The organism is Bradyrhizobium sp. Mp27 (assembly GCF_029953005.1).
In the GTDB taxonomy this organism is placed as follows: domain Bacteria; phylum Pseudomonadota; class Alphaproteobacteria; order Rhizobiales; family Xanthobacteraceae; genus Bradyrhizobium; species Bradyrhizobium barranii.
The window spans coordinates 49936-75101 of the sequence record NZ_JASAUS010000015.1 but is presented as its reverse complement, the minus strand read 5'-3'; the positions used below and the strand labels follow the sequence as shown (position 1 = coordinate 75101).

Sequence of the window (25166 nt, the reverse complement as noted above, 5' to 3'; positions counted from 1 at the left end):
GTTATGGCCAAGCGCTCATTCCTCATCCCCGGCGTCGACAAGCGGCTGCTGATCAAGGACTCCATCAAGTCCATGCCGGACTTCACCCGCCGCCGCTTCATCGCCGGCGGCGCCAGCCTCGGCGCGCTGACGTTGCTCACCGGCTGCGACGTCGTCGATTCCTCGTCGGCCGATACCCTGCTCGCGAAGGTCTCGAAGTTCAACGACGCCGTGCAGGCCTGGATGTTCAATCCCGACGCGCTGGCGCCGACCTTCCCCGAGAGCGCGATTACGAAACCGTTCCCGTTCAACGCCTATTACGATCTCGACGACGCGCCCGATATCGACGGCAAGGACTGGAAGCTCGAGGTGCGTGGCCTCGTCGACAACAAGAAGTCCTGGACCCTGGACGAGCTCTACAAGCTGCCGCAGGTCACGCAGATCACCCGCCACATTTGCGTCGAGGGCTGGAGCGCGATCGGAAGCTGGACCGGCACGCCGCTGCGCGATTTCCTCAAGCTGATCGGCGCCGATACGCGCGCGAAATACGTCTGGTTCCAGTGCGCCGACAAGGATGGCTACAACTCGCCCCTGGACATGCGCAGCGCGCTGCATCCGCAAACCCAGATGACGTTCAAATACGCGAACGACATTTTGCCGCGCGCCTACGGCTTCCCGATGAAGATCCGCGTGCCGACGAAACTCGGCTTCAAGAACCCGAAATACGTGGTCTCGATGGAAGTCACCAACGACTACAAGGGCGGTTACTGGGAAGACCAGGGGTACAATTCGTTCAGCGGGAGCTGACGCCAGCCCCGCTGCCGTAGGGTGGGCAAAGCGACTTGTCCGCCATAGCTCGCAGAGCGACGGCGGAAGCGTGTCCACCAGCTCTGCATGTGAGTCGACGATTTTGGTGGGCACGGCGCTTTGCGCCTTTGCCCACCCTACGGCACCGGTTCTTTGGCCGGCCCCACGTTGCGCTGGCACAACGCCGCAACCGCCCCCAGCGCCAGCAGCGCCGCCGACACATTCAGCGCGTAACTCAAACTCCCCAGCGCATCCGTGATCGCACCGACCACGATCGGCCCCAGTGTCTGGCCGACGCCGAACGAGATCGTCATCGCCGCGATCGCGGTCGGCCACATCTCCGGCGGATAGTTGAAGCGGACGAAGGCCGTGGTCGAGCCGACCACGGCGAAGAAGGCGACGCCGAACACCACCGCCGAGACCGCGAGCCACGCCGGCGAATGCCCCAGCATCGGCAGGGCCGCGCCGAGCGCGTTGGTGCCGAGGATGATGGCGGTGGCAAGTCCACCGCGGTCGAGCGCCAGTACGCCGCGCCAGACCCAGGGTGTGACGAAGGCGCTGAGGCCGATCAGGCTCCAGAACGCGGCCTGCGCCGCGGCCCCGCCGCCGCCGTCACGCACATAGGCGATCATGAAGGTCATGTAGGCGATGTAGCCCGCGCCAAACAGGAAGTAGCCGGCGAGATAGATCAGCACGGGCAGAATCGCGAAGGTGGCGTGGCTGCCTTCCGAGAAGCGCACCCCACTCTCGATGCGGATCAGGAACAGCGGCACGGTCATCACGACGGACAGCAGTGTCAACGCCCACCACACCAGCCACCACGAGCCCGGCCCGAAATATTGCAGCGTGAACGGGGCGATCAACCCCGAGGCGAGAATGCCGATGCCGGGTCCTGCGTAGAACAGGCTGAGCAGGAAATTGGCCCGTTCCGGGCGGGACTGCGCGATAGCCGCGGCCAGCGCGCCGCCGGCAACGAAGCCGGCCGCGGCCCCCAAGCCCAGCACGAGGCGTGCGAGGCTCAGCGCAACGAAATTTCCGGTCAGTGCGCAGGTGGCGAGCGCGGCGACGCAGGCGAGGGTTCCGCCGCGGATCGCTGCCGACCAGCCGACGCGCTGGATCAGCCGGGACGCGACAAGCGCGCCCACGAGGTAGCCGACGGCATTGATGGTGTTCATGAAACCGGCGGCCGAGTAGGACCAGCCGAGGTCCTCCCGCATATCAGGCAGCACCAGCGCATAGGCAAAGCGGCCGATGCCGAGCCCGACCGTCGCCGCCAGCGACAGGGTCAGGATCAGCCGCGCGGGGTGTGCGTCGGGCGGGGGACGATCAGGTGCGCGCAAGGGATACTCCGGCGCGTCCAGTGTGGCAGGCCCTGCGGGCCTTGCACAGCCGCGAGGCGGCAATGGTGTCTTGCCAAGCGCGCAACGCCGCTCTAGCACTCCGGCCGAATTCGATCTCAGAGGAAACGACCATGGCGACCCACAAATTGCTGCTGCTCCCCGGCGACGGTATCGGCCCCGAGGTGATGGGCGAGGTGAAGCGGCTGATCGACTGGCTCAATTCGGCAGGGATCGCCAAATTCGAGACCGATACCGGCCTGGTCGGCGGCTCTGCCTATGACGCGCACAAGGTGTCGATCTCCGAGGGCGACATGGCCAAGGCGCTGGCCGCCGACGCCATCATCTTCGGCGCGGTCGGCGGCCCGAAGTGGGATGCCGTTCCTTACGAGGTGCGCCCCGAAGCCGGCCTGCTCCGCCTGCGCAAGGATCTCGCCCTGTTCGCCAACCTCCGTCCCGCCGTCTGCTATCCGGCGCTGGCCGATGCCTCCAGCCTGAAGCGTGAGGCGGTCGAGGGTCTCGACATCGTCATCGTGCGCGAGCTCACCGGCGGCGTCTATTTCGGCGAGCCCAAGACCATCACCGATCTCGGCAACGGCCAGAAGCGCGCCGTCGATACCCAGGTCTACGACACCTATGAGATCGAGCGTATCGGCCGCGTCGCCTTCGAGCTTGCCAGGAAGCGCAAGAACAAGGTGACGTCGATGGAGAAGCGCAACGTCATGAAGTCGGGCGTGCTCTGGAACGAGGTCATGACGGCGGTCCACAAGCGCGAATATCCTGACGTGACGCTCGAGCACCAGCTCGCCGATTCCGGCGGCATGATGCTGGTGAAGGCGCCGAAGCAGTTCGACGTCATCGTCACCGACAACCTGTTCGGCGATATGCTGTCCGACATTGCGGCGATGCTCACCGGCTCGCTCGGCATGCTGCCCTCGGCTTCGCTCGGCGAAGTCGAAGTGAAGAGCAAGAAGCGCAAGGCGCTGTACGAGCCGGTGCACGGCTCGGCGCCTGATATCGCAGGCCAAGGCCTCGCCAATCCGATCGCGATGATTTCGTCGTTCGGCATGGCACTGCGCTACTCCTTCGACATGGGCGATCTCGCCGACAAGGTCGATGCCGCGATCGCCGCCGTGCTGGCGAGCGGCCTGCGCACCGCCGACATCAAGTCGGAAGGCACCACGGCCGCCTCGACCACGCAGATGGGCGAAGCGATCTTGAAGGAATTGCAGAAGCTGCACGCGTAAGCGCAGGAGTCCTAGCCCGGATGGAGCGAAGCGAAATCCGGGTTCTCGCCCTGCAGACAGACCTTCCCGGATTGCGCTTCGCTCCATCCGGGCTACGCGCTGCTGACGACGTCATCGGAGCCACCGCATGGATGCCTCGCCCCGCCCCAAGATCGCGGAAACCATCATCCATGAAACGGTGCGCCAGCGCGAGGCCCAGATCGGGCGGCGCTGCGAAATCCTCGCCAACACCCGCATCGAATATGCCGCCCTCGGCGACTACTCCTATCTCGGCGAGAATTGCGAGGTCGCCGACGCGGTGATCGGAAAATTCACCGCGATCGCCAATTCGGTGCGGATCGGCGCGCCCAATCATCCGATGGGCCGCCCGTCCCAGCATCGCTTCACCTATTGTCCTGAATATTACGAGGCGACCGCGAGCCGTGACCGCGACTTCTTCGCGGATCGCCGCAGCGACCGGGTGATCGTCGGCAACGATGTCTGGATCGGCCACGCCGCGATCCTGCTGCCGGGCGTCACGGTCGGCGACGGCGCGGTGATTGCCGCGGGCGCGGTCGTCAGCCGCGATGTCGAGCCCTACACGATCGTCGGTGGCGTTCCCGCGCGTGCCATCCGCAAGCGCTTTCCCGAGTCTGTTGCGAAAAGCCTGCGCCGTATTGCCTGGTGGGATTGGCCGGACGAACTCATCTTCGAGCGCCTGGGCGATTTCCGCTCCGAGGCGATCGAAGAATTTTGCAGGCGCTACGACCCGGCAGCCAACGCCTGAAGCGGACGTATCTCTCACAAACAAAAATGGCCGGGCGCGAGCCCGGCCATTTTGATTCGGTCGATCATTCCGCTCAGTACAGCGGGAAATTCCGCGGATAGCCACCGACGTCGGCCGGCGTGCTCAGCGGCTGGCGATCGATCGGGCGGTTGTTGTTCTCGCGGGCGAAGGTCGGATAGCCGATCGCCGGCGGGAAAGCGTAGTCGGAGAACTTGCGGTCGCCCGGATTGACCTCGGTGCCGCCGTCGAGCCAGGAGCGCTTGCTCACATAGAGGCGGGTGCGGCCCTGCTGATAGACCGCGTTGGGGCCGCTCGGGCCGTAATAGGGACGGCTGTTGTCGTAACGCTGCTTCTTGGTGTCGGCCGAGGCGGGTGTCGCGAAGGCTGAGGACATCGCAACCACGGCGCCGGCCGCAAGCCACATCGCCAGTTTGTTCGCGGCGGAGAAATTCGAGCTCATCACGTCCCCTTCAGGCGGCAAGCCGCCAATCGATTTCATCCCCATACTAGCCCGGCAAGGGTGGTCGCAACTAGGTCTATTGGGTCACACCAGCCCGGAATAATCGTGCGCGCTGGCAAAAGTTGCATCAATACCAGCCACTTGAGCTTGATGCCGGTCAAAGAGCCCCGCGCAATTGCGCGTTCGCCGCGCCCAGCAGCCAGTCCGACGAACCCTGGGGAGCGCAGGAGCGGCGCTTCAGCTCCGCATGGGCGAACAATTCCGCCAGCTTCGGCTCGTTACCCGAGGTCAGGAGCGTGAGCCGGTTCAGCGTGCAGACGATCGCCGCGCGCCGGGCGGGCAGGGTGTCGCCCTGGCAGGAGAAGCCGGAGATCTGGAGCGCCGGCTCCTCGCTGCGCTTGAGGTAGCCGAGGCACGCCCGCGCGGCCTCCGCCGTGCCGATGGGCCGGAACAGGGCGACGGGACCGAATTTCGTGTCGATCAGGCCGGCCTGCTCGAGCGGGGTTGTCTCCCCCAGGTCCATGTGGGCCGCCAGGTCCGCTGTCGCCGGGCGCGTCACGTCGAATTCGCCGCCTTCGCGGTAGATCTCGAGCTCCGCCACGGGCTTGTCCGCCTCACCGGCCCAGCGCATCACGTCCCGGCGACCGCCTTCGGGGTGCCTGAGAATGACGTAAGATGCTGTTTTTTCTGACGAATCGAGCCGGCTGAGGGCGAAGGCCGGTTGTGAGCGGTCGGCCACGCTCCACGCCGGCTTCTCGGCCGGCTCATCGTCACGCAGGCTGGGCAGCTGGTCGAGCGCGGCGAGGGCGAGGATGGCAAACAGGACCAGCGCCCCCACATAGGCGAACAGGCGCGCCAACGTGCCGACGATTTCGTCGGCGAGGGCTGCGAGCGCCAGATGGATCTGGGTAGGGGTTGCGGCCGTGCTGGCCTCTGGCGACTGCATCCACGGCCTTCAGGCATGGTCCAACGTTGTCTTGAGGCCGGTTCTCGCATAGAAGCGCTGCTCTTCCTGTTTAAGCGTCAGCTTCAGGAACGGGCTTTTTCATCGGAGAGTGAACGATGGGTTACAAAGTCGCAGTCGTCGGCGCGACCGGCAATGTCGGACGGGAAATGCTCAACATCCTCGATGAGCGCAAATTCCCCGCGGACGAGGTCGTGGCCCTGGCATCACGCCGCAGCGTCGGCGTCGAGGTCTCCTATGGCGACCGCACCCTGAAGGTCAAAGCGCTCGAGCACTATGACTTCTCCGATGTCGACATCTGCCTGATGTCGGCGGGCGGCTCGGTGTCGAAGGAATGGTCGCCGAAGATCGGCGCCGCCGGCACGGTCGTGATCGACAATTCCTCGGCCTGGCGCATGGATCCGGACGTGCCGCTGATCGTGCCCGAGGTGAACGCGGACGCGACGGCCGGCTTCAAGAAGAAGAACATCATCGCCAACCCGAACTGCTCGACTGCGCAGCTCGTGGTGGCGCTGAAGCCGCTGCACGACAAGGCAACGATCAAGCGCGTCGTGGTCTCGACCTATCAATCGGTGTCGGGCGCCGGCAAGGACGCGATGGACGAATTGTTCTCGCAGACCAAGGCCGTCTACACCAACAGCGAGCTGATCGCGAACAAGTTCCCCAAGCGCATCGCCTTCAACGTCATCCCCCAGATCGACGTCTTCATGGAGGACGGCTACACCAAGGAAGAGTGGAAGATGATGGCGGAGACCAAGAAGATTCTTGATCCCAAGATCAAGCTCTCCGCGACCTGCGTGCGCGTGCCGGTATTCGTCGGCCACTCCGAGGCCGTCAACATCGAGTTCGAGAATCCGATCACGGCGGACGAGGCGCGCGACATCCTGCGCAAGGCGCCGGGCTGCCTCGTCATCGACAAGCAGGAGCCCGGTGGCTACGCCACGCCGTATGAAGCGGCCGGCGAGGACGCCACCTATATCAGCCGCATCCGCGAGGACGCGACGGTGGAGAACGGCCTCGTGCTGTGGTGCGTGTCCGACAATCTTCGCAAGGGCGCGGCGCTCAACGCCATCCAGATCGCGGAAGTGCTGATCAACCGCAAGCTGATCAGCGCGAAGAAGAAGGCGGCGTAACGAGCGGGATCTCGTAGGGTGGGCAAAGCGAAGCGTGCCCACCAAGGTCTCAACCGGGAAAGATGGTGGGCACGGCGCGTTGCGCCTTTACCCACCCTACAAGAGCGACTTACGCCGCGCCGCGCGCGTTCCTGAATTCCTTCGCGACCTTGTCCAGCACGAACAGCGATCCCTCCGCGACGCCGAAATAGGCGCCGTGGGTCTGCATCTGGCCTGAGTCCACCGCCTTCTGCACGAACGGAAATGTCATCAGGTTTTCCAGGCTGCGGAACACCGCGGCCTTCTCGATGCGCTCGACGAACTGCGCCATGGTCTCGTGGTCGCGCTGCTCGACCACTTCGCCCGGCTTGATGAACATCTGCATCCATTTGCCGATGAAGTCGCCCGGCGTGAGCGGCTCGATCTTGTCGACGAAGGCGCGGATGCCGCCGCACTGCGCGTGGCCGAGCACGACGATGTGCTTCACCTTCAGCACCGTCACGGCATATTCGAGCGCCGCGGAGACGCCGTGCGCATTGCCGTCGGGCTGATACACCGGCACCAGGTTGGCGATGTTGCGGACGACGAACAGTTCGCCCGGGCCGACGTCGAAGATCACCTCGGGCGAGACGCGGCTGTCGCAGCAGCCGATCACCATCACTTCCGGGAACTGCCCCTTCACCGACAGCTCGCGATAGCGGCTCTGCTCGGTCGGCAGCCGCTGGGTGGCGAAGGCCTTGTAGCCTTCCAGCAAATGCTTCGGGAATGTGATCATGGCCTATGCCTAACCATAGACCAGAGGGGCGAACAAGCCTTTCGAATAGGCAGGCCAGATGCTATCGGCTTGGCTTGTTGTTTGAGGATGATCCTTTCGGAAAACCGTCGCACACTTTTCCGGGATCATGCCCCAGAATACACCCGAGGAAACTGGAAGGAATGCTCGCATGACCCGCCCGCGCCGCAGCCATCTGTTCATGCCCGGCTCCAACCCCCGCGCGCTGGAAAAGGCGCGAAATCTCGCCGCCGACGGCCTGATCCTCGATCTGGAAGATTCCGTCGCCCCCGACCTCAAAGGGGTGGCGCGTGACGGCATCGCCGCTGCGATCGCGGACAAGGGGTTCGGCAAGCGCGAGATTTTGATCCGGACCAACGGCCTCGACACGCCCTGGTGGGCCGATGACGTCGCGATGGCCGCCAAGGCCTCGCCTGACGGCATTCTGGTTCCAAAAGTTTCAAGCATCGAGGATCTCAAGGCGATCGGCGCTCGCCTTGCCGAGCTCGGCGCCGCGCCGACGGTGAAAGTCTGGGCGATGATCGAGACCGCGCGCGCCGTGCTTCATGCCGAGGAGTTGGCCGCAGCTAGCCGCGATCCCAAGACGCGCCTCTCCGGTTTTGTGTTCGGCCCGAACGACATCTCGCGCGAGACGCGCATCAAGATGCTGCCGGGCCGCGCGGCGATGATCCCGATGATCACCCATTGCATCCTGGCGACGCGTGCTCATGGCCTCGAGATCCTCGATGGCCCCTATAGCGACATCGCGAATTCCGACGGTTTTGCCACCGAATGCGCACAGGGCCGCGACCTCGGCTTCGACGGCAAGACGCTGATCCATCCGTCGCAGATCGAGGCCTGCAACGCGATCTTCACGCCGCCCGAAGAGGAAGTCGCGCGCGCGCGCAAGATCATCGCGGCATTCGAGCTGCCTGAGAACGTCTCGCGCGGCGCGATCCGGCTCGATGGAGCAATGGTGGAGCGTCTGCACGCCGACATGGCGCGGCGCACGATCGAGATCGCGGACGCGATCGCAGCGATGAGCAAGGGCTGAGGCGTCAACTCGAAGAAGCGATATCCGCTCTTCCCCGCCCAGGCGGACATCTTCTGGACGTCAAGCGGGCTGCCGCTTGTGACCCAAGCGGTCATCGCGACGGTCAGTCCCGATCGCCTATTTTCCCGCCCGTGAAGCCGCTCTGGATTCGCCACCTGCGACGATGGCGCCTTCGCGGGACGGCGCATCGACAGGCTGCGGCGCCGCCAATTCCTGGCAATACATCTGATCGATCTTGCGCTGCATGAGCGCATAGCAATCGCATGCGACCTTCTCGAGCCGCGCCCGATGGATCTCGACAAACCCGCGCCGGTCGGACGGGACGGCGCCGGCATCGCGCAGCTTGCTCATCGTCAGGGTCACTGTCGTCCGTCGCACCCCAAGCAATTGCGCAAGCGCCTCGTGCGTCACCGGAAGCCGGTCATCGGGAACGCGGTCGTGAAGCTGCAGGAGCCACCGCGCCATGCGGCCATCGACCCGGTGCAGCGCGTTGCAGGCGGCGACGTGCTGGAGCTGCAACAACACCGCGCGGGCGTGGACCTGCACGACATTCCTGATGGCTGTGCTTTGCGCAAAGGCCGCGCGAAACTTGGCGGCGGAAATCAGCGATGCTGTGCCGGCGATGCGAGCGATCGCGGTCACGGATGACAGCGACGGGCCGAGCACGGAGAACGAGGCCAAGGCGCCTTCCCGTCCCATCAAGGTGGTTGCGACCGTTTGCCCGTCCGGCATATCGATCATGAAGGCGATGGCGCCGCTATGGGGAAAATAAACCGGGTCGAGCTCATCGCCCGACCGCACCAGGATGGCATCGGGTTCGAACGAGACCTTCTGGAAGTAGGGCGTGAGCAAACCGAGATCCGCCGGCGGCAACGCCGCCAATAGTCGATTCCCGATGCCTGTGCGGTGGACGGTCATGGCGCTTTCCTGTGAACGAGCACTCAACGAACGACGGTAACCATCTCTTTCGTTTGCCATGATTATCCGAAATACGAATTGCCGAAGGGCAACCATCCAAACAGAGCCATTCGTCGAGATCAAGCACGGACAATTGCGGAGACCTTGCCGGCATCCTCGTCGCGCAAACAGGGCCTTGCATACATCATACTATTCACGCCCTTTGCTACTAGGCGAGGTGTCACACCTGGTGATCGACCAGTGATTGTTGCGGCAGCGCGTGAGTTTGCCCTGGCCCCAGCCCTTCCGCGCCGACGCCGAGCTGCACCGGCATCGTCAGCAGCTCGTCGTCGGCTCGTCTCGACAACGGCCGTTTCGCCGAAGTCGACGATCTCGGTATTTCCCGTTGCGGTAGTGAACAGGGGTGCTACCCTCGAAGCCATTGGTGGGGCCGGGCATTCTATTGATGCGATTTTTTGGGGCAGCTGTCTTTCTCGTCACGTCGCTTTTGTCCGCTCAGCCCGCCCTTGCGCAGGCGCGGGTTGCGCTTGTCATCGGCAATGGCGCCTACGAGAAGGTGCCCGAGTTGCCGAACCCGACTCGCGATGCGGCCGACATCGGCCGCGCGCTGGAGCGGCTGGATTTCAAGGTCACTCAAGTCAAGAACGCCACCGCGCAAGAGATGAGGAAGGCCGTCGTTGAGTTCGGCCGATCCGCCGAAATGTCCGACATCGCCGTCGTGTTCTACGACGGGCACGGCATGGAAGTCGGCGGCGAGAATTGGCTGATCCCGATCAGCGCAGAGCTGCGCAGCGATAGCGACGCCGAAAGCGAGGCGATCAGCCTGCGTTCGGTGAGCCTTCAGGTCTCGAAGGCACGGAAGCTGGGCCTCGTGATCCTTGACGCGTGCCGCAACAACCCTTTTGCCGCGAAGATGAAGCGCTCGTTGAGCACCCGGGCCGTGGCTCGCGGGCTCGCGCCGACGGAGCCGTCCGACAACGTCCTGATCGCGTATGCCGCCCGGGACGGCACCACCGCAAGCGACGGCGATGGCCGGAATAGCCCCTTCACGACGTCGCTGCTTCGCCACATTGAAACACCCGGCCTGGAGATATCGTTTCTGTTTCGCCGGGTTCGTGACGACGTGATGGCGGCAACCAGGCGCGAACAGCAGCCTTTCGTGTATGGCTCCTTGTCGAAGGAAGAGATTTACCTCAAGGCGCCTGCCGTCGCCGCTCGGGCGCCAGCTGCATCAACTCCGGCGCCTGCTGCTCCCGCGGAAGACGAGAAATTCTGGCAGGCTGTCCGGACGTCGACGGTGGCAGCTCTCTTTGAGGAATTTATCGCCAGATACCCCCGCAGCGACCACGCTGCCGAGGCCCGCCAGCGAATCAAGGATCTCAAGGCCAGCGAAGTTGCGGCGCTATCATCTCCGGCTGCTGCTCCGAAATCGGATGCGAGCGGACGCCAGGAGGCGGATGCCAGGCGCGCCGTACGAAATCCATTTACGCCCGACGACAACAAAAAAATCTCTGTCATCGCGGCAGCTCAGCAACTCGAATTGCCGAGCTTCACCATCTCGTCCGATCAGAACGATCCACTCAACGCCAATTCCAGGTTTGTCGGCGTGTGGTCCAACAAGCGTGGGTGGACCAATGGCAAGGGACGCTACGCCATGCTGATCATCACGGAGGTCTCCGCGACGGGCCTGGCCAAGGGATACTACCTCTGGGGGCCGCCCACGAAACAGTCATGGGCGAAGGATGTGGCGGGATACAAATCGTTCGCCGAGTACATTACGAACGATAAATTCTCCACCAATGGAACGCCTGTTACGGTCAAGCTGGACAAGAACGTCCTTGCCCTGACTTCCATCAATAAGGAGAATCCGTCGGAGACCGCGAATATCGAGCTTCGTCCAGTCTGGCAGCTTGTGCCGGTGCCCGAGGATGCCGAACCTTCGGCCAAACGCGATAAGACTGCGCGATCTCATGCAGTCAAAAAAGAGAGCGCGGCCGACCCTGGCCCTCCGGGCCATGCCGGCGGAGCGAGTATGGAAGAGCGCTATCGCGCGTGCAGAAAGCTCGTGAAAGGATTTGCCCAACGCGACGCTTGCGCGCGAAACGGCACGATCTGATCTTTCGATCCAGACGACGCGTCAGCGCGGGGCGACGTCGGCCCGATCGAGCGACTCCAGCGTCGACGCATTGGCGCAATAGCCGTGGTAGTTCTCCGCGGCGGTGCCATCGACGAGGTCGCGGTCGCATTGTCCCTTCTGATTGCAGAGCGAGCAGACGCGCTCCATGTCGCGGAGCAGCAGCGGCTGCGCACGACCGAGCCTGTCTGCGCTGATTCCGAGCTGCTCGAGCATCCTCGGCAGCTCGTCGGCAGCGTGCTTGCCGTGACGGACCAGCTCCTCCAGATCGTCAGGCGCGATCCTGAGATCTTGCGCGATCCGGTCGAAATCGGCGCGATCGAGCTGCCGCATCTCGTTCATCTCGCGGCGATGCTTCAGCCAGGCGGCAAAGGACTCGATGAGGTCCTGAACGATGGGATAGGGCCTGCTTGCGGTGCTCATGCGAAGCTCCGTTTGGGTCGTGGAGTTGGAGCGAGATTAGGCACAATGGTGCAGAGGCGCGTTGCGCTGGATCAAATTGAGAATGAGTCAAGGAAACTGCTCTCGTGTCCCGGACGCGCTGCAGCGTGAAACGCTGCTGCGCAGAGCCGGGACCCAGAAATGCGGCGAGATGGGTCCCGGCTCTGCGGAGCGGCACTACGCGCCGCACCGCGTCCGGGACACGGAGAGCTAACTGAACCGCTCCGTCGCCCACGCATACAGGCTGCCCGGGATCGGCTTTTCGCCGCCGCGGCCCTTGGGCGAGATGTGCAGGCCGATGATCTCGGGGTTGGTGACGAGGCCGAGATAGCTCGAGGGATCGAAGAACAGCTTTGGCTCGGCGTGCACGGCGTAGAACGAGTGCTTCGGCAGCGCGTTCTGTAGTTCACCGGTGCGGCGCGCGAGCGCGGTGAGCGCTGCCGGTCCGAAGATCGCGACGCGAATGTCCGAGAGACGGTTCGAGCCCCCGCGCAGGCGACGCATCATGAAGGTGATGCGATGGCGCACCGACAGCCAGTTCGGCGTCAGCTCCTCCTGCTCCATCAGCTCCTCGAAGGCGGCAACGATGCCGTGCTCTGCCGGCAGATAGATCACGGAATTGCCGAGCTGGCGCGGCCGCTCCCAGGCGAAGTAGGGTTTGGCCGGATCGATCTCGACGGGTTTCAGCAGCAACACGTCGGCATCGAGCCAGAGGCCGAGGTTCTTCGCCATCAGCTTCATGCGGAAGAAGTCGCTGAACTGAACCGTGGTCCAGTCGCGCCAGCTTCCATCCGGCTGCGGCGGTCGCAATCGTTCGGAGAACGCGTGCGGCAGGATCGCCTCGGCATCCGCATTCCCGATGCCCGCGGGCAGGCCGGGAATGGTGTCGAAACTGTAGACCGTGACCTTGTGGCCGGCAGCTAACTGCGAGCGCAGACAGGTCTGGCGCAGTGCGTCCATCGGGCCGTGCCAGAAGGTGACGATGTCGGGTAGCATGCGCGTCAGTTTAGGGGTTAATCAGGACAAAGAAAAAGCCCCGGCGCTATCAGCACCGGGGCTCGAACTGAAGCTCGATCTCAGGCCCAGGCGCGTTCGCGCTTGAGCTTTTCCTCGTAGGTGTCGATCGAGGCCTTCTTCTCCATCGTCAGGCCGATGTCGTCGAGGCCGTTGATCAGGCAGTGCTTGCGGAACGGGTCGATCTCGAACTTGACCTTGCCGCCGTCGGGGCCGCGGATTTCCTGGTTCGGCAGGTCGATCGTCAGCGTCGCATTGGCGCCGCGCTCGGCGTCGTCGAACAGCTTGTCGAGGTCTTCCTGCGAGACGCGGATCGGCAGAATGCCGTTCTTGAAGCAGTTGTTGTAGAAGATGTCGCCGAACGAGGTCGAGATCACGCAACGGATGCCGAAGTCGAGCAGCGCCCAGGGCGCGTGCTCGCGGCTCGAGCCGCAGCCGAAATTGTCGCCGGCGACCAGCACCTTCGAATTGCGATAGGCGGGCTGGTTGAGGACGAAATCCGGATTCTCGCTGCCGTCGTCCTTGTAGCGCTGCTCGGAGAAGAGCCCCTTGCCAAGGCCGGTGCGCTTGATGGTCTTGAGGTACTGCTTCGGAATGATCATGTCGGTGTCGACGTTGATGATCTTCAGCGGCGCCGCGACGCCTTCCAGCGTGGTGAACTTGTCCATGGTTGCGCTTTCCCGGGGGTGGTTCAGGGAACGGATATTTATCGTGTCCGGGGCCCGAATCCTAGGCCGAATTCGGCAGATCTAGTCTGCTCGAGCCTCAATCGCGGCCATATCGTCGTCGGAGAGGCCGAAATGGTGGCCGATCTCGTGGATCAGGACGTGGCGGACGATGTGGCCGAGGCTCTCGTCGTGCTCGGCCCAGTAATCCAGGATCGGCCGGCGGTAGAGCCAGACCATGTTGGGCAGCCGCGCCACATCGCCCAGGCTCTGCTGGGGCAGGCCGACGCCCTGGAACAGGCCGAGCAGGTCGAACTCGCTCTCGCATTCCATCTCGTCCATGACTTCCTCGGTCGGGAAGTCGTCGACACGGAGGATCACGCCCTCACAGAGGCCGCGAAATTCCGCCGGCAGGCGCTCGAAGATGTCATGCGCCGTTGTTTCCATCTCCGCCAGCGAGGGCGCTTTCAATTCCGTCCACATGGGCTTTTCTTAGCGCGGGTTCCGTGGCGATGCATCCGGCTTTATAGGAGGCTACGAAGAGTTGACGCCGCGCGCGAAAACGGGGAGCGTACGGCGCCTCAAGGGGATAGCTCAGGTGGGTGGTGGTGCGATGCGGGCGGGAACAGCAATACTGGTTCTACTTTGCATGGGGTTGTTTTCGCAATTTTGCGTCGGTGCGGAAGCCCAGACGGCCGGCACCGGCATCAGGCTGGCCCAGGCGGCCTCGCCAGACGACGTTCCCCCGCCGCGCAGGCGCCCGCCCGCCCGGCTGCGCGTCACGCCCTACTACACTCCGGACGGCGTCTATCCGCGCTACTATCCGGGTCCCGATGCGGTCCGCGAGTGCAACGCCACCTATGTGCAGGAATATCGGCCGAGCGGCACGGTGATCGTGCCGCATATGAGCTGCTACTGGCGGCGGGGCTGACGCGCCTCAACGGCCGTGTGATGCCCGCATCTTGAGGCGGAGTTCGTCATGACGAGATGGATTGCATTGGCCGTTGTCGCCGGGCTCGCAGCGGGTTTGCCTCGCGCTTCAACCGCGCAGAGTGTGACGAAGTCGGATGCCTCGGCCGGGACAGCGATTTTCGATGCGAGACGGCACGCACGACACCATGACGCTGCGCGGCGCTCAGCGCCCCATGATCCGCGCTATTACGCGCGGCCCGTCTACTACCGTCCCTATCCCTACGGCGTGCCGGCACCGTTCGTGTTCGGCTACGGGCCGTGGTGGTGACGCCGCCGCGTTAGCCCGCCGGCGCAAATCCCCTGACCAGCAGCACGGTTGCCTGCGCGCCCGCCTTGCGATCGCGCGAGATGTCTTCGTAGTCCGGTGAATTCGAGAGGGCGAGGAATGCGGCCTCGTCGGGAAACGACATCATGACGAGCTTGTCGAACGGCCACGGGCCCTCGAGCACGCGCGGCTGCTCGTCGGCGGCGAGCAGCCGTCCGTTGTACTTTCTGAACACGTCGAAGAACCGCGCCTGATAGCGGTCATAGGCCGCACGGTCCGTCATCTTCAATTGCGCGATCGCGTAGACAGTCATCTCTCAAATTCCTCTTGTCGTGCCACGACGCCTCGGCAAGTTGTTCATTCATGAGGGGTTCACGTCGCTGTCCCTAATTTAATCTTGGGAGCGACTGCAATTGAACAGCGATGCGAGCGACGCTGCCGTTCAGATTCTGGGAGAATTCCATGCTGAGGATCTTGGATGCTCGGACAAGCCCGATACGCTTGCTCGGGCTCGCGGCCGTTGCCACGCTGATGCTGTCGGCCGGGACTGCACAACGTGCCGAAGCGATGACTCCGATTAATCCGACGCCGTTGCCGGCGGCGAAGGCTGCAAGCGATGACATGATCACGCAGGTCCGTCACGGTGGCGGCGGTGGACATGGTGGCGGCTTCCATGGCGGCGGCGGCTTTCGTGGCGGTGGTTTCCATGGTGGCGGAGGACATATCGGCGGTTTCCGCGGTGGTGGCTTTCGTGGCGGCCATATTGGCGGCTTCCGCGCCGCACCCGCCTTTCATGGTGGCGGCTATCGCTACGGCGGATTTCGTCACTATGGCGGTTTTCATCGCTACGGGATCTATCGCCCGCATTACGGCTATCGCCACTTTCACCGGCGCTATTATTACGGCGGCTACTATCCCTATTACCACTATCCGCGCCGCTGCCGGGTGATCTGGACCTATTACGGCCCGCGCCGAGTCTGCCGGTGGCATCGCTGGCACTATCCGTACCGCTATTGGTAATGCGAGTTGCTGCTAGCTCCGCACTCGTCATGACCGGGCTTGTCCCGGCCATCCACGTTCCTGTGCTGCGAAGAAAATTCGTGGATGCCCGGGACGAGCCCGGGCATGACGGTGAGCTTGGCCTAGAGCCAATCCTTCAGCTTCCATGACGCCGGCTTCCACCGTGTCAGGTTCTCGAGCTTCCACTGCTTGATCATCGCCGGCGGCCAGCGGCTGAGCTTCGAGGTCTCCTCGACCTCGGGCTTGGCGACGATGCGCAAGGGCGTTGCGCGCCGCCGGTGCTGGCGCGTCGCCTCGCCGATCAGATCGACATATTCAGGCTTGTTGGCCATGAGCTCTGTCCTCGCGAAACCGTCGCGAGGACGCAGTGTCGGCGATGCCGATTAACGGCCGTTTGCCGCTTTAGCTCAAATTGCAGGGAGCGGCTTACCGCCACTCCCTGACGTCGACGAAGTGACCCGCGATCGCGGCTGCTGCCGCCATCGCCGGAGACACCAGATGCGTGCGGCCCTTGAAGCCCTGGCGGCCCTCGAAGTTGCGGTTCGAGGTCGAGGCACAGCGCTCTTCCGGAGCCAGCTTGTCCGGGTTCATCGCGAGGCACATCGAGCAACCGGGCTCGCGCCATTCGAAGCCGGCGTTGATGAAGATCTTGTCGAGACCCTCGGCTTCGGCCTGCTCCTTCACGAGGCCGGAGCCCGGCACGACCATGGCGTTGACATGTGCTGAAACGGTCTTGCCTTCAGCAATCTTCGCCGCCGCGCGCAGATCCTCGATGCGGCCGTTGGTGCAGGAGCCGATGAAGATGCGGTCGAGCTTGATGTCGGTGATCTTCGTGCCCGCGGTCAGGCCCATGTATTTCAGGGCGCGGTGCTTGGAGAGACGCTTGGCCTCGTCCGCGATCTGATCCGGATCGGGCACGATGCCGGTCACCGAGATGACGTCCTCGGGCGAGGTGCCCCAGGTCACGATCGGCGGCAGCTTGGCAGCGTCGAGGCGCAGCTCGTGGTCGAAATGCGCGCCGTCGTCGGAGCGCAGCTTCTCCCAATAGCGCATCGCCGCATCCCAGTCCGCGCCCTTCGGCGCCTTCGGGCGTCCGCGCAGGAAGTCGAACGCCTTCTGGTCGGGCGCAACCAGGCCGGCGCGCGCGCCGCCTTCGATCGACATGTTGCAGACCGTCATGCGGCCTTCCATGCTGAGCGCGCTGATCGCATCGCCGGCGTGTTCCAGCACGTAGCCGGTGCCGCCGGCAGTGCCGATCTCGCCGATGATGGCGAGGATGATGTCCTTGCCCGTCACGCCTTCAGGCAATTTGCCGCCGACGGTGACGCGCATGTTCTTCGCCTTCTTCTGGATCAGCGTCTGCGTCGCCAGCACGTGCTCGACCTCGGAGGTGCCGATGCCGTGTGCGAGCGCGCCGAACGCGCCATGCGTCGAGGTGTGGCTGTCACCGCAGACGATGGTGGTGCCGGGCAGGGTGAAGCCCTGCTCGGGCCCGATGACATGGACGACGCCCTGGCGCTTGTCGAACTCGTCGTAATATTCGATGCCGAATTCCTTGGCGTTCTCGGCCAGCGCCTTGATCTGCTCGATGCTCTCCGGATCGGGATTCGGCTTGGTGCGATCGGTGGTCGGCACGTTGTGGTCGACGACGGCGAGCGTCTTTTCCGGCGAGTGCACCTTGCGGCCGGTGGCGCGCAGACCTTCGAACGCCTGCGGCGAGGTCACCTCGTGCACCAGATGGCGGTCGATGTAGAGCAGGCAGGTGCCGTCGTCGGCCTCGTGCACCAGATGGTCGTTCCAGATCTTGTCGTACAATGTGGTCGGCTTGGACATGAGCTTCAGCTCCAGGAATGTTGTGGTGCGGATATGCGCGGTCACGCGCGGGCAACAAAATCGTCAGCGCAGCTTTTAGGCTGCGCGCATAAGCTCTGACGTTGCCGAGGTCGCGAAGCGTCCGAAGAACCGGCCAGGCAGCCGCGAGCGATCGTCGATGACGATGCGCGTGACGGGGGCGAGGCTGGTCTGATCTGGAAACATTCCAAGAATATATAGCAGGCCGATTTGGAAGCGCGAGTGCTTTGACGCGCACGGCTGACGCAACAAAAAAGCGCGGAGCCGAGCCCCGCGCTTTCGAAAACTTGCCTGGTGGGGCGAAGATTACTCGCCGACGGCAGTCGCGCGGTCCTGCTTCTCGACGATGCGGGCCGACTTGCCGCGAAGGTTGCGGAGGTAATAGAGCTTGGCACGACGCACCTTGCCGCGGCGCACCACCTTGATCGAGTCGATCATCGGGGAGAGCACTGGGAACACGCGCTCGACACCCTCGCCATAGGAGATCTTGCGGACGGTGAAGCTCTCATTGAGCCCGCCGCCGGAACGGCCGATGCAGACGCCTTCATAGGCCTGCACGCGGGTACGGTCGCCTTCGACGACCTTGACGTTGACGATCACGGTATCGCCGGGTCCGAACTCCGGGATGTCCTTGCCGGCCGAGAGCTTGTCGAATTGCTCTTGCTCGAGCTGCTTGATCAGGTTCATGGGTAAATCTCCATCGGCGCGCCCAGCCGCAGGGTGGGGGCTGCGCGAAATTCGTCGATCCAGCTATTGCGGATGTGGCCGCTCCTATAAGGCAAGCCGGAGCGTTTGTCACCCGTCTGTCTTGTTTTTTGGCGTTTTTTGGCGTCCGGCCCGATTCGGCGCTTTGGCCGGGATTTGGGCCCATAAATCAGGCCGCCGGGCCGCCGTCAGGGCCTCGGATTGTGCCCGCCGCCAGGCTGCAACCTTGGCGTGGTCGCCGGAGGTCAGGGTCTCCGGGATCGGCGTGCCCTCGAACAGCTGCGGACGGGTGTATTGGGGGTATTCGAGCAGGCCCTCCGAGAAGCTTTCCTCGGTTCCCGAGGCCTCCTTGCCCATCACGCCGGGCAGCAGCCGGACGCAGGCGTCGATCAGGGCCAAGGCGGCGATTTCGCCCCCGGACAGCACGTAGTCGCCGATCGAGACCTCCTCCAGGCCCCGTCCGTCGATCACCCGCTGGTCTACCCCCTCGAACCGTCCGCAGACGATCAGGGGGCCCGGACCCTCGGCCAGCTCCATTACCCGGGCCTGGGTCAATGGCCGACCCCTCGGGCTCATCAGCAGTTTCGGCCGGTCCGCGCTGATCGCGGCGGCATCGATCGCCGCCGCCAGAACATCGGCCCGCAGCACCATGCCCGGTCCGCCGCCGGCCGGGGTGTCATCGACGCTCCGATGCCGGTCGGTGGCGGAGGCCCGGATGTCCCGCGCCTCGAGCTCCCAGAGCCCGCCAGCCAGCGCCCGGCCGGCCAGGCTGACGCCGAGCGGCCCCGGAAACATCTCCGGAAACAGCGTCAGCACCGTCGCGCGCCAGGGTGAGGGGTTGGTCATCGGATCTCAGTTCTTGCCGTCCCCGGGCGCGCGAAGCGCGAGCCCGGGACCCATAACCACCGCACTTCGCTTTGCGATGATCGAGGCTACCAGCTTAGCCAAAAAACCACGGCCTGTGATTATGGGTCCCCGCCTTCGCGGGGACGACCCGTGGATAGGGCTTCGTCCTTGTCCTCGCCCTCGATCTCCTGCGGCAGCGCGATCACGACGCGTCCGCCTGTGAGATCGACTTCCGGCACCACCGCGTTTGTGAACGGCAGCAGTATCGTCGTGCCTTTTGGCGGCGCGATCTCGATGATGTCGCCGGCGCCGAAATTGTGGATCGCGAGCACGCGGCCGAGCGCGTCGCCGTCGGTGGTGACGGCGGCGAGCCCGATCAGGTCGGTGTGGTAATATTCGTCCGCGTCGGTCGCGGGCAGCTTTTCGCGCGCGACGTAGAGCTCGATGCCGTTGAGGCGCTCGGCCTCATCGCGGGTCGTGACGCCCTTGAACGTCGCGACCAGATGATCCCTGGCTTCGCGCGCCTGCGCGACCTCGAACTGGCGCTTGCCGTCCTTGGACAGAAGCGGCCCGTACCGTTTGATGGCAAAGGGATCTTCGGTGAAGGTCCATAATTTGACCGCACCGCGCACACCATGTGCGGCGCCGATCCGCGCGACGCAGACCAGCGCCGACATGGTCTGGCCTTAACCCTTCGCAGCGGCTTCGGCCTGCGCCTTGCGCTCCTTGCGCGGCACGGCCTTCTGCGGGTTGTTGCGCGCTTCGCGCTTCTTGACGCCGGCGGCGTCGAGGAAACGCGCCACGCGGTCCGACGGCTGCGCACCCTTGGCGACCCAGGCCTTCACCTTGTCCATGTCGAGCTTGAGGCGGGCCTCGTTGTCCTTCGGCAGCAGCGGGTTGAAATAACCGAGACGCTCGATGAAGCGGCCATCGCGGGGAAAGCGCGAATCGGCGACGACGACGTGATAGACGGGGCGCTTCTTGGTGCCTGCACGAGCGAGGCGGATAACGACGGACATCTAGTTCTCCTTCAAAGTACGTTTTGTTCGGTTGATTGGTATTCCGCGTTGCGCGGGACGCTTGCGATCCCCCGCGACGAATTCCTCATTTCTTCTTGCCGGGAAAACCGCCGAGCCCCGGAAGGGTCGGCTTGCCGCTGAGGCCCGTAAGCCCCGGCAAATTCGGTAGGCCGGAGCGAAGACCGGGCGGCAGATCCTTCGGCAGGCTGGGCAGACCCTGCCCGCCGCCGCTCTGCATCTTCTCCTGCATTGCCTTCATCTCTTCCGGCGAGGGCGGCTTCATGCCGCCGCCAAAGCCCATCGCCTGTGCGATGCCGGCGAGCGGGCCGCGCTTGCCCGAGCCCATGGCCTTCATCACGTCGGCCATGTTCCGGTGCATCTTGAGCAGCTTGTTGACCTGTTCGACGCTCTGGCCGCTTCCTGCGGCGATGCGCTTCTTGCGGCTGGCCTTGAGCAGGTCGGGATGACGGCGCTCGTCGCGCGTCATGGAATCGATCACCGCGACCTGGCGCTTCAGGATCTTGTCGTCGATGCCGGCGGCCGCGATCTGGTTCTTCATCTTGGCGATGCCGGGCATCATGCCCATCAAGCCGCTGATGCCGCCCATGTTCGCCATCTGCAACAGCTGCTCGCGCATGTCGTTGAGGTCGAACTGACCCTTGCGCATGCGCTCGGCGGTGCGCGCGGCCTTCTCGGCGTCGATGTTGGCGGCGGCTCGTTCGACCAGCGACACCACGTCGCCCATGCCGAGGATGCGGCCGGCGATACGATCGGGATGGAAATCTTCCAGCGCATCGGTCTTTTCACCAGTGCCGATCAGTTTGATCGGCTTGCCGGTGACGGCGCGCATCGACAGCGCCGCGCCGCCGCGGCCGTCGCCGTCGACTCGTGTCAGCACGATGCCGGTGAGCCCGACGCGCTGATCGAAGGCGCGGGCAAGATTCACGGCGTCCTGGCCGGTGAGGCTGTCGGCGACCAGCAGCACTTCATGCGGGTTCGCAGCGGCTTTGATCGCAGCCGCTTCCGCCATCATGTCTTCGTCGAGCGTGGTGCGGCCGGCGGTGTCGAGCAGCACGATGTCGTAGCCGCCGAGCTTGCCGGCTTCGAGTGCGCGCTTCGCGATCTGCGGCGGCTGCTGGCCCGCCACGATCGGCAAGGTGGGAATGTCGAGGTCGCGGCCGAGCACGGCCAGCTGCTCCATCGCCGCCGGACGGTAGACGTCGAGGGAAGCCATCAGCACCTTGCGCTTGTCGCGCTGGACCAGGCGGCGGGCGAGCTTCGCGGTGGTGGTGGTTTTACCGGAGCCTTGCAGACCGACCATCATGATCGGTACCGGCGGCACGGAATTGACGTCGATGGTCTGGCTTTCGGCGCCGAGCGTGTTGATCAGCTCGTCATGGACGATCTTGACCACCATCTGGCCGGGCGTGACCGACTTGACGACGGTGGCGCCGATCGCCTGCTCGCGGACGCGTTCGGTGAAGCTGCGCACCACCTCTAACGCGACGTCGGCCTCCAGCAGCGCGCGGCGCACCTCGCGCATCGCGGCGTCGACGTCCTTTTCGGTCAGCGCACCGCGCCCCGTCAGACGATCGAGAATGCCACCAAGCCGTTCCGACAGATTGTCGAACAATGCCGTTGTCCCTTGTCCTGCTCGCGCAGGGTTGCCGCGTTCACCACTGTCATGCCCCGGCTTGACCGGGGCATCCAGTACGCCGCGGCACCTCGGTTCAGCCGAGCTGCCTCTGGGATACTGGATCGCCCGATCAAGTCGGGCGATGACCACTTCCTAAGCAAGCGATCTTCCAAACACCTTTGCGCCCGAGGGCGCACAGCGCTGTCGGGCGTTGGCCTCTGGCCTCCAGGGCCAGTGGGCGGGTCGAAAAGAAAGCCCTTTCCGAGAAAGTGGCGGGGTTAAACGCCGCTCCCGCCCAAAAGTCAAGGAAAGTTAGGGTGCCGGGGTGCCTTTGCCAGGGCAAGGCTCTGAAAATACGGAACTTTTGGCGGCCAGTTCCTTTTGCTCGGGCTCCGCCCATATAGAATGTGATGATTTACCTCCGTTACCATCCCTGAAGCCCGCTTGTGCCGATCACCCGCCGCCGCCTCTTTGGATTGCTCGCCGGTGGCGCCGCGCTGGTCGGTGTTCCGCCCCTCTGGATGTCCCGCATGAAAACCTATGACGGCCCCGCCTCCGACCATTTTGACGGCCTGACCTTCTTCGATCCCGACGGGGCGCCACCGAGATCGCTCGGTGAGGTGCTGCGGTGGCAATTAGGTGGCCGGGGGCAACGCGCAGACTGGCCCGACTGGGTGCCCAACCCCCAAGCCGACACGCCGCCGGAGCGTGTCGAGGGCGACAAGGTGCGGCTCTCCTTCGTCGGCCACGCCAGCTGGCTGATCCAGGCCGGCGGCCTCAACATCCTCGTCGATCCCGTCTGGTCCTCGCGGGTCTCGCCCGTCAGTTTTGCCGGACCGAAGCGGCACAACGACCCCGGTATCGCGTTCGAGAAGTTGCCGAAGATCGACGTCGTGTTGGTCTCGCACGGGCACTACGATCATCTGGACATTGCGACGCTGTCGCGGCTCGCCAAGAATTTTGCCCCGCGCGTCGTGACGCCGCTCGGCAACGACGTCACGATGCGCAGTTCCGATTCCACCATCAAGGCCGAAGCGTTTGACTGGCACGACCGCGTTGAGCTCGGCCGCGGCATCGCCGTGACGCTGGTGCCGACCCGGCACTGGTCGGCGCGCGGCATGTTCGATCGCAACAAGGCGCTGTGGGCGAGTTTCGTGCTGGAGACGCCGGCGGGAAAAATCTACGTCGTCTGCGATTCCGGTTATGGCGACGGCGGGCACTTTCGCCGCGTCGCCGAGAAGCACGGGCAGCTGCGTCTGGCGATCCTCCCGATCGGCGCCTACGAACCGCGCTGGTTCATGCGAGACCAGCACATGAATCCGGAAGACGCCGTGAAGGCGCTGGCCGATTGCGGCGCGCAAGCCGCGCTCGGGCATCATCACGGCACGTTCCAGCTGACGGATGAAGCGATCGACGCGCCGGCGAAGGCGCTGGTCGAAGCGCTCGATGCCGCGATGATTCCGCAGGAGCGGTTTGTGGCGATGAAGCCGGGGCAGGTGGTGGAGATTTAGCGGAGACTCAGCGTCAATCTCCGCTGTCGTCCCGGACAAGCGAAGCGCAGATCCGGGACCCATAACCACAGGGAGTGGTTTGGCGGAGACTCGGAGTTACCTGCGTCGCGTCATAACCACTCCCTGTGGTTATGGGTCCCCGCCTTCGCGGGGACGACAGCTGTACTCGTAGTGGGCAGTGTGCCTCTTACGGCTTACTTGCCCTCAGGGCGTATAATCGCCCAGCTCACATTCACCGTCACCGACAGCGTTTCCTCGCCCGGCGCGACGGCCGCGGGCGCCGCCATCGGCGCGGTCGCCATTCTTGCCTTGAACAGCGGCACCGGAGCGCCGCCCTCGGATACGCTGAGCGGCGAGCCGAGCGTGACGCCGGTGGCCTTGGCGTAGATCTCGGCCTTGCGGCGGGCGTCCACGACCGCCTGCACGCGGGCGTCGTCGAGCAGTTTTGAGGCCTGCGTCACCTCGAAGGAGATGTTGCCGATGTCGTTGGCGCCGGCGCCGACCAGCGTATCGATGATGCCAGCGACCTTGGTCACGTCGCGGATCTTCACGGTGACGCGGTTAGAGGCGCGGAAGCCGACCAGGGGCGAAGCGCCGGTGGATTTGTTCTGGCCGTATTGCGACTGCAAGGACAGGCGCGAGGTCTGATAGTCCTTCTCGGCGATGCCGGCGCCCTTCAGCGCCAGCAGCACCTTGCTCATCGCGGCGTTGTTGGCGTCGGAGGCTTCCTTCGCCGTCTTGGCGTCGTTGGCGACGCCGGCGTCGATCTGCGCGAGATCGGGTGCCGCGGAGATCAGGGCTTCGCCGCTCACCGAGATCGCGGAGGGAAAATCGTCCGCGCGTGCGGGCGTCGCCAGCAGCGTGGCGGCGAAAGCGGCGGCAAGGGACGTAAAAAGGACGGCAGGCTTCTTCATCTCTCTCACTTCAATGGCACGAACACGTTGATCACGAGCTTGTCCTCCGCCGTCTTCAGGGGATCGGTGAGGTACTCCTCGATAAAGGTGTCCTTGGCTTCCAGCTTCTTGTCGTCGAGGTGATTGGTGATCGCCTCATAGGTGTTGTCCATGTTGTCGTAGGAGCCGCGATGGACGAATTTCAACGCCTTGCCTTCCGGCGATTTGCCGATGCTCATGTCCTTGGGCAGGTTCTTCGGGTCCTGCTCGACCGGGATCTCGGCCAGGAAGGTGAAGCCGGTGTCGTCGGTCGAGGTGTAGACGATCATCGAATTGCCGGCGGGCTTGATGCCCTGCTTGTCCAGCAGCGTGTTCAGCGCCTTGAAGGCGTCGATCAGCGTGTCGAAGGCCGAATCCCAATTGGCGGTGCCCTTGACCATCAGGACCTTCTTCGGCTCGAGCGTGGTCTCCAGGCCGAAGGGATCGGCGGTCTGCACCGGAGCGGGCGTCGCGGCCGCAGCGGGCGGTGGGGCCGCCGGAGCGGGTGAGGGTGAAGCGCTGGCCGCAGGCGATGGCGCCGGAGCGGGCGCTGCCGCGGGCGCAGGTGCGGCACTCGCGGCCGGGGCGGGCGAGGCCGACGGAGCGGGCGAAGGGCTGGCCGACGCGGCGGGCGCCGGGCTCGGGGTCTGCGCCAGAGCGCCGGGCACGCCAAACGACATGGTCGCTGCCGGGATCAGCGCGAGCAGTGCGAGGCGACAAAAACGATTCATTCTATTCT

At 64.4% G+C, this 25166-nt stretch carries 30 protein-coding genes; 10 read left to right on the top strand and 20 right to left on the bottom strand.

Annotated elements, in window-relative coordinates; translation table 11 throughout:
- Positions 1-3: 3 nt before the first annotated feature.
- The gene (locus QJT78_RS11845) at positions 4-786 is read left to right on the top strand and encodes a molybdopterin-binding protein (RefSeq protein WP_028151909.1); all 783 of its coding nucleotides are present in this window, start codon (positions 4-6) and stop codon (positions 784-786) included.
- Positions 787-923: 137 nt separating this feature from the next.
- Here QJT78_RS11845 and QJT78_RS11840 read toward each other — a convergent pair whose 3' ends face one another.
- Entirely contained in the window at positions 924-2126 is a 1203-nt protein-coding gene (locus QJT78_RS11840; protein WP_028151908.1) for a YbfB/YjiJ family MFS transporter, read from the bottom strand.
- A gap of 131 nt (positions 2127-2257) precedes the next feature.
- On the opposite strand from QJT78_RS11840, the gene leuB reads away from it, so the two are divergent.
- Positions 2258-3370, top strand: a complete 1113-nt coding sequence (gene leuB, locus QJT78_RS11835; RefSeq protein ID WP_028151907.1) for a 3-isopropylmalate dehydrogenase — start codon at positions 2258-2260, stop codon at positions 3368-3370.
- A 127-nt stretch (positions 3371-3497) separates the two neighbouring features.
- Positions 3498-4136, top strand: coding sequence for a DapH/DapD/GlmU-related protein (locus tag QJT78_RS11830; protein ID WP_028151906.1), 639 nt, complete (start codon positions 3498-3500; stop codon positions 4134-4136).
- Positions 4137-4209: 73 nt separating this feature from the next.
- Here QJT78_RS11830 and QJT78_RS11825 read toward each other — a convergent pair whose 3' ends face one another.
- Both QJT78_RS11825 and QJT78_RS11820 read right to left on the bottom strand, forming a co-directional pair.
- Entirely contained in the window at positions 4210-4596 is a 387-nt protein-coding gene (locus QJT78_RS11825) for a hypothetical protein (RefSeq protein ID WP_028151905.1), read from the bottom strand.
- Positions 4597-4753: 157 nt separating this feature from the next.
- The gene (locus QJT78_RS11820) at positions 4754-5542 is read right to left on the bottom strand and encodes a hypothetical protein (protein WP_038941784.1); all 789 of its coding nucleotides are present in this window, start codon (positions 5540-5542) and stop codon (positions 4754-4756) included.
- A 116-nt stretch (positions 5543-5658) separates the two neighbouring features.
- Between QJT78_RS11820 and QJT78_RS11815 the strand changes: the two genes are divergently transcribed.
- A complete protein-coding gene (locus QJT78_RS11815; RefSeq protein WP_028151903.1) occupies positions 5659-6693 on the top strand; it encodes an aspartate-semialdehyde dehydrogenase in 1035 nt (344 codons plus the stop codon).
- Positions 6694-6802: 109 nt separating this feature from the next.
- Here the strand turns inward: QJT78_RS11815 and QJT78_RS11810 are convergent, their stop codons facing one another.
- Entirely contained in the window at positions 6803-7447 is a 645-nt protein-coding gene (locus QJT78_RS11810) for a carbonic anhydrase (RefSeq protein ID WP_028151902.1), read from the bottom strand.
- A 169-nt stretch (positions 7448-7616) separates the two neighbouring features.
- Between QJT78_RS11810 and QJT78_RS11805 the strand changes: the two genes are divergently transcribed.
- Positions 7617-8498, top strand: a complete 882-nt coding sequence (locus QJT78_RS11805) for a CoA ester lyase (protein ID WP_028151901.1) — start codon at positions 7617-7619, stop codon at positions 8496-8498.
- Positions 8499-8615: 117 nt separating this feature from the next.
- Here the strand turns inward: QJT78_RS11805 and QJT78_RS11800 are convergent, their stop codons facing one another.
- Both QJT78_RS11800 and QJT78_RS11795 read right to left on the bottom strand, forming a co-directional pair.
- Positions 8616-9416, bottom strand: coding sequence for a Crp/Fnr family transcriptional regulator (locus tag QJT78_RS11800; RefSeq protein WP_049807378.1), 801 nt, complete (start codon positions 9414-9416; stop codon positions 8616-8618).
- A 220-nt stretch (positions 9417-9636) separates the two neighbouring features.
- Positions 9637-9762 (bottom strand): hypothetical protein, encoded by a 126-nt coding sequence (locus tag QJT78_RS11795; RefSeq protein ID WP_264653575.1) that lies wholly within the window; start codon positions 9760-9762, stop codon positions 9637-9639.
- Between the two features lie 78 nt (positions 9763-9840).
- On the opposite strand from QJT78_RS11795, the gene QJT78_RS11790 reads away from it, so the two are divergent.
- On the top strand, positions 9841-11532 hold the full coding sequence (locus QJT78_RS11790; protein WP_157790060.1) for a caspase family protein: 1692 nt from the start codon (positions 9841-9843) through the stop codon (positions 11530-11532).
- Positions 11533-11553: 21 nt separating this feature from the next.
- Here QJT78_RS11790 and QJT78_RS11785 read toward each other — a convergent pair whose 3' ends face one another.
- The 4 genes from QJT78_RS11785 to QJT78_RS11770 all read right to left on the bottom strand — a co-directional run bounded on the left by QJT78_RS11785 (position 11554) and on the right by QJT78_RS11770 (position 14153).
- Entirely contained in the window at positions 11554-11973 is a 420-nt protein-coding gene (locus tag QJT78_RS11785; RefSeq protein ID WP_281460235.1) for a hypothetical protein, read from the bottom strand.
- Positions 11974-12201: 228 nt separating this feature from the next.
- Entirely contained in the window at positions 12202-12987 is a 786-nt protein-coding gene (locus QJT78_RS11780; RefSeq protein WP_038941787.1) for a hypothetical protein, read from the bottom strand.
- An 80-nt stretch (positions 12988-13067) separates the two neighbouring features.
- Entirely contained in the window at positions 13068-13673 is a 606-nt protein-coding gene (gene leuD, locus QJT78_RS11775; RefSeq protein ID WP_014490662.1) for a 3-isopropylmalate dehydratase small subunit, read from the bottom strand.
- 81 nt (positions 13674-13754) lie between these two features.
- Positions 13755-14153, bottom strand: a complete 399-nt coding sequence (locus QJT78_RS11770) for a metallopeptidase family protein (RefSeq protein WP_028151896.1) — start codon at positions 14151-14153, stop codon at positions 13755-13757.
- A 166-nt stretch (positions 14154-14319) separates the two neighbouring features.
- Here QJT78_RS11770 and QJT78_RS11765 point away from each other — a divergent pair, with 166 nt between their 5' ends.
- Complete coding sequence (locus tag QJT78_RS11765; protein ID WP_028151895.1) at positions 14320-14601, top strand: hypothetical protein; 282 nt, start codon at positions 14320-14322, stop codon at positions 14599-14601.
- 48 nt (positions 14602-14649) lie between these two features.
- Positions 14650-14910, top strand: a complete 261-nt coding sequence (locus QJT78_RS11760; protein ID WP_080586460.1) for a hypothetical protein — start codon at positions 14650-14652, stop codon at positions 14908-14910.
- Positions 14911-14920: 10 nt separating this feature from the next.
- Here QJT78_RS11760 and QJT78_RS11755 read toward each other — a convergent pair whose 3' ends face one another.
- Complete coding sequence (locus QJT78_RS11755) at positions 14921-15220, bottom strand: DUF1330 domain-containing protein (RefSeq protein WP_028151894.1); 300 nt, start codon at positions 15218-15220, stop codon at positions 14921-14923.
- 149 nt (positions 15221-15369) lie between these two features.
- On the opposite strand from QJT78_RS11755, the gene QJT78_RS11750 reads away from it, so the two are divergent.
- Positions 15370-15927, top strand: a complete 558-nt coding sequence (locus QJT78_RS11750) for a hypothetical protein (RefSeq protein ID WP_028150513.1) — start codon at positions 15370-15372, stop codon at positions 15925-15927.
- Between the two features lie 122 nt (positions 15928-16049).
- Here the strand turns inward: QJT78_RS11750 and QJT78_RS11745 are convergent, their stop codons facing one another.
- The 7 genes from QJT78_RS11745 to ffh all read right to left on the bottom strand — a co-directional run bounded on the left by QJT78_RS11745 (position 16050) and on the right by ffh (position 21981).
- Positions 16050-16259: a hypothetical protein gene (locus QJT78_RS11745; protein ID WP_028150512.1), complete on the bottom strand. Its 210-nt coding sequence runs from the start codon at positions 16257-16259 to the stop codon at positions 16050-16052.
- Positions 16260-16353: 94 nt separating this feature from the next.
- Positions 16354-17760 carry a 3-isopropylmalate dehydratase large subunit gene (gene leuC, locus QJT78_RS11740; protein WP_028150511.1) on the bottom strand — a complete coding sequence of 469 codons (1407 nt, stop codon included), beginning with the start codon at positions 17758-17760 and terminating at the stop codon, positions 16354-16356.
- 324 nt (positions 17761-18084) lie between these two features.
- Complete coding sequence (gene rplS, locus QJT78_RS11735) at positions 18085-18465, bottom strand: 50S ribosomal protein L19 (protein WP_014490652.1); 381 nt, start codon at positions 18463-18465, stop codon at positions 18085-18087.
- 108 nt (positions 18466-18573) lie between these two features.
- Positions 18574-19329, bottom strand: a complete 756-nt coding sequence (gene trmD, locus QJT78_RS11730; protein WP_028150510.1) for a tRNA (guanosine(37)-N1)-methyltransferase TrmD — start codon at positions 19327-19329, stop codon at positions 18574-18576.
- Between the two features lie 119 nt (positions 19330-19448).
- Positions 19449-20006, bottom strand: coding sequence for a ribosome maturation factor RimM (rimM, locus tag QJT78_RS11725; RefSeq protein ID WP_028150509.1), 558 nt, complete (start codon positions 20004-20006; stop codon positions 19449-19451).
- Between the two features lie 9 nt (positions 20007-20015).
- Positions 20016-20348, bottom strand: a complete 333-nt coding sequence (gene rpsP, locus QJT78_RS11720; RefSeq protein WP_028150508.1) for a 30S ribosomal protein S16 — start codon at positions 20346-20348, stop codon at positions 20016-20018.
- Positions 20349-20433: 85 nt separating this feature from the next.
- The gene (gene ffh, locus QJT78_RS11715) at positions 20434-21981 is read right to left on the bottom strand and encodes a signal recognition particle protein (RefSeq protein WP_028150507.1); all 1548 of its coding nucleotides are present in this window, start codon (positions 21979-21981) and stop codon (positions 20434-20436) included.
- Between the two features lie 449 nt (positions 21982-22430).
- On the opposite strand from ffh, the gene QJT78_RS11710 reads away from it, so the two are divergent.
- Positions 22431-23495 (top strand): MBL fold metallo-hydrolase, encoded by a 1065-nt coding sequence (locus QJT78_RS11710; RefSeq protein ID WP_028150506.1) that lies wholly within the window; start codon positions 22431-22433, stop codon positions 23493-23495.
- 194 nt (positions 23496-23689) lie between these two features.
- Here the strand turns inward: QJT78_RS11710 and QJT78_RS11705 are convergent, their stop codons facing one another.
- Both QJT78_RS11705 and QJT78_RS11700 read right to left on the bottom strand, forming a co-directional pair.
- Positions 23690-24409, bottom strand: coding sequence for an SIMPL domain-containing protein (locus QJT78_RS11705; RefSeq protein ID WP_038941792.1), 720 nt, complete (start codon positions 24407-24409; stop codon positions 23690-23692).
- A 5-nt stretch (positions 24410-24414) separates the two neighbouring features.
- Positions 24415-25158 (bottom strand): GyrI-like domain-containing protein, encoded by a 744-nt coding sequence (locus QJT78_RS11700; protein WP_028150504.1) that lies wholly within the window; start codon positions 25156-25158, stop codon positions 24415-24417.
- Positions 25159-25166 lie beyond the last annotated feature (8 nt).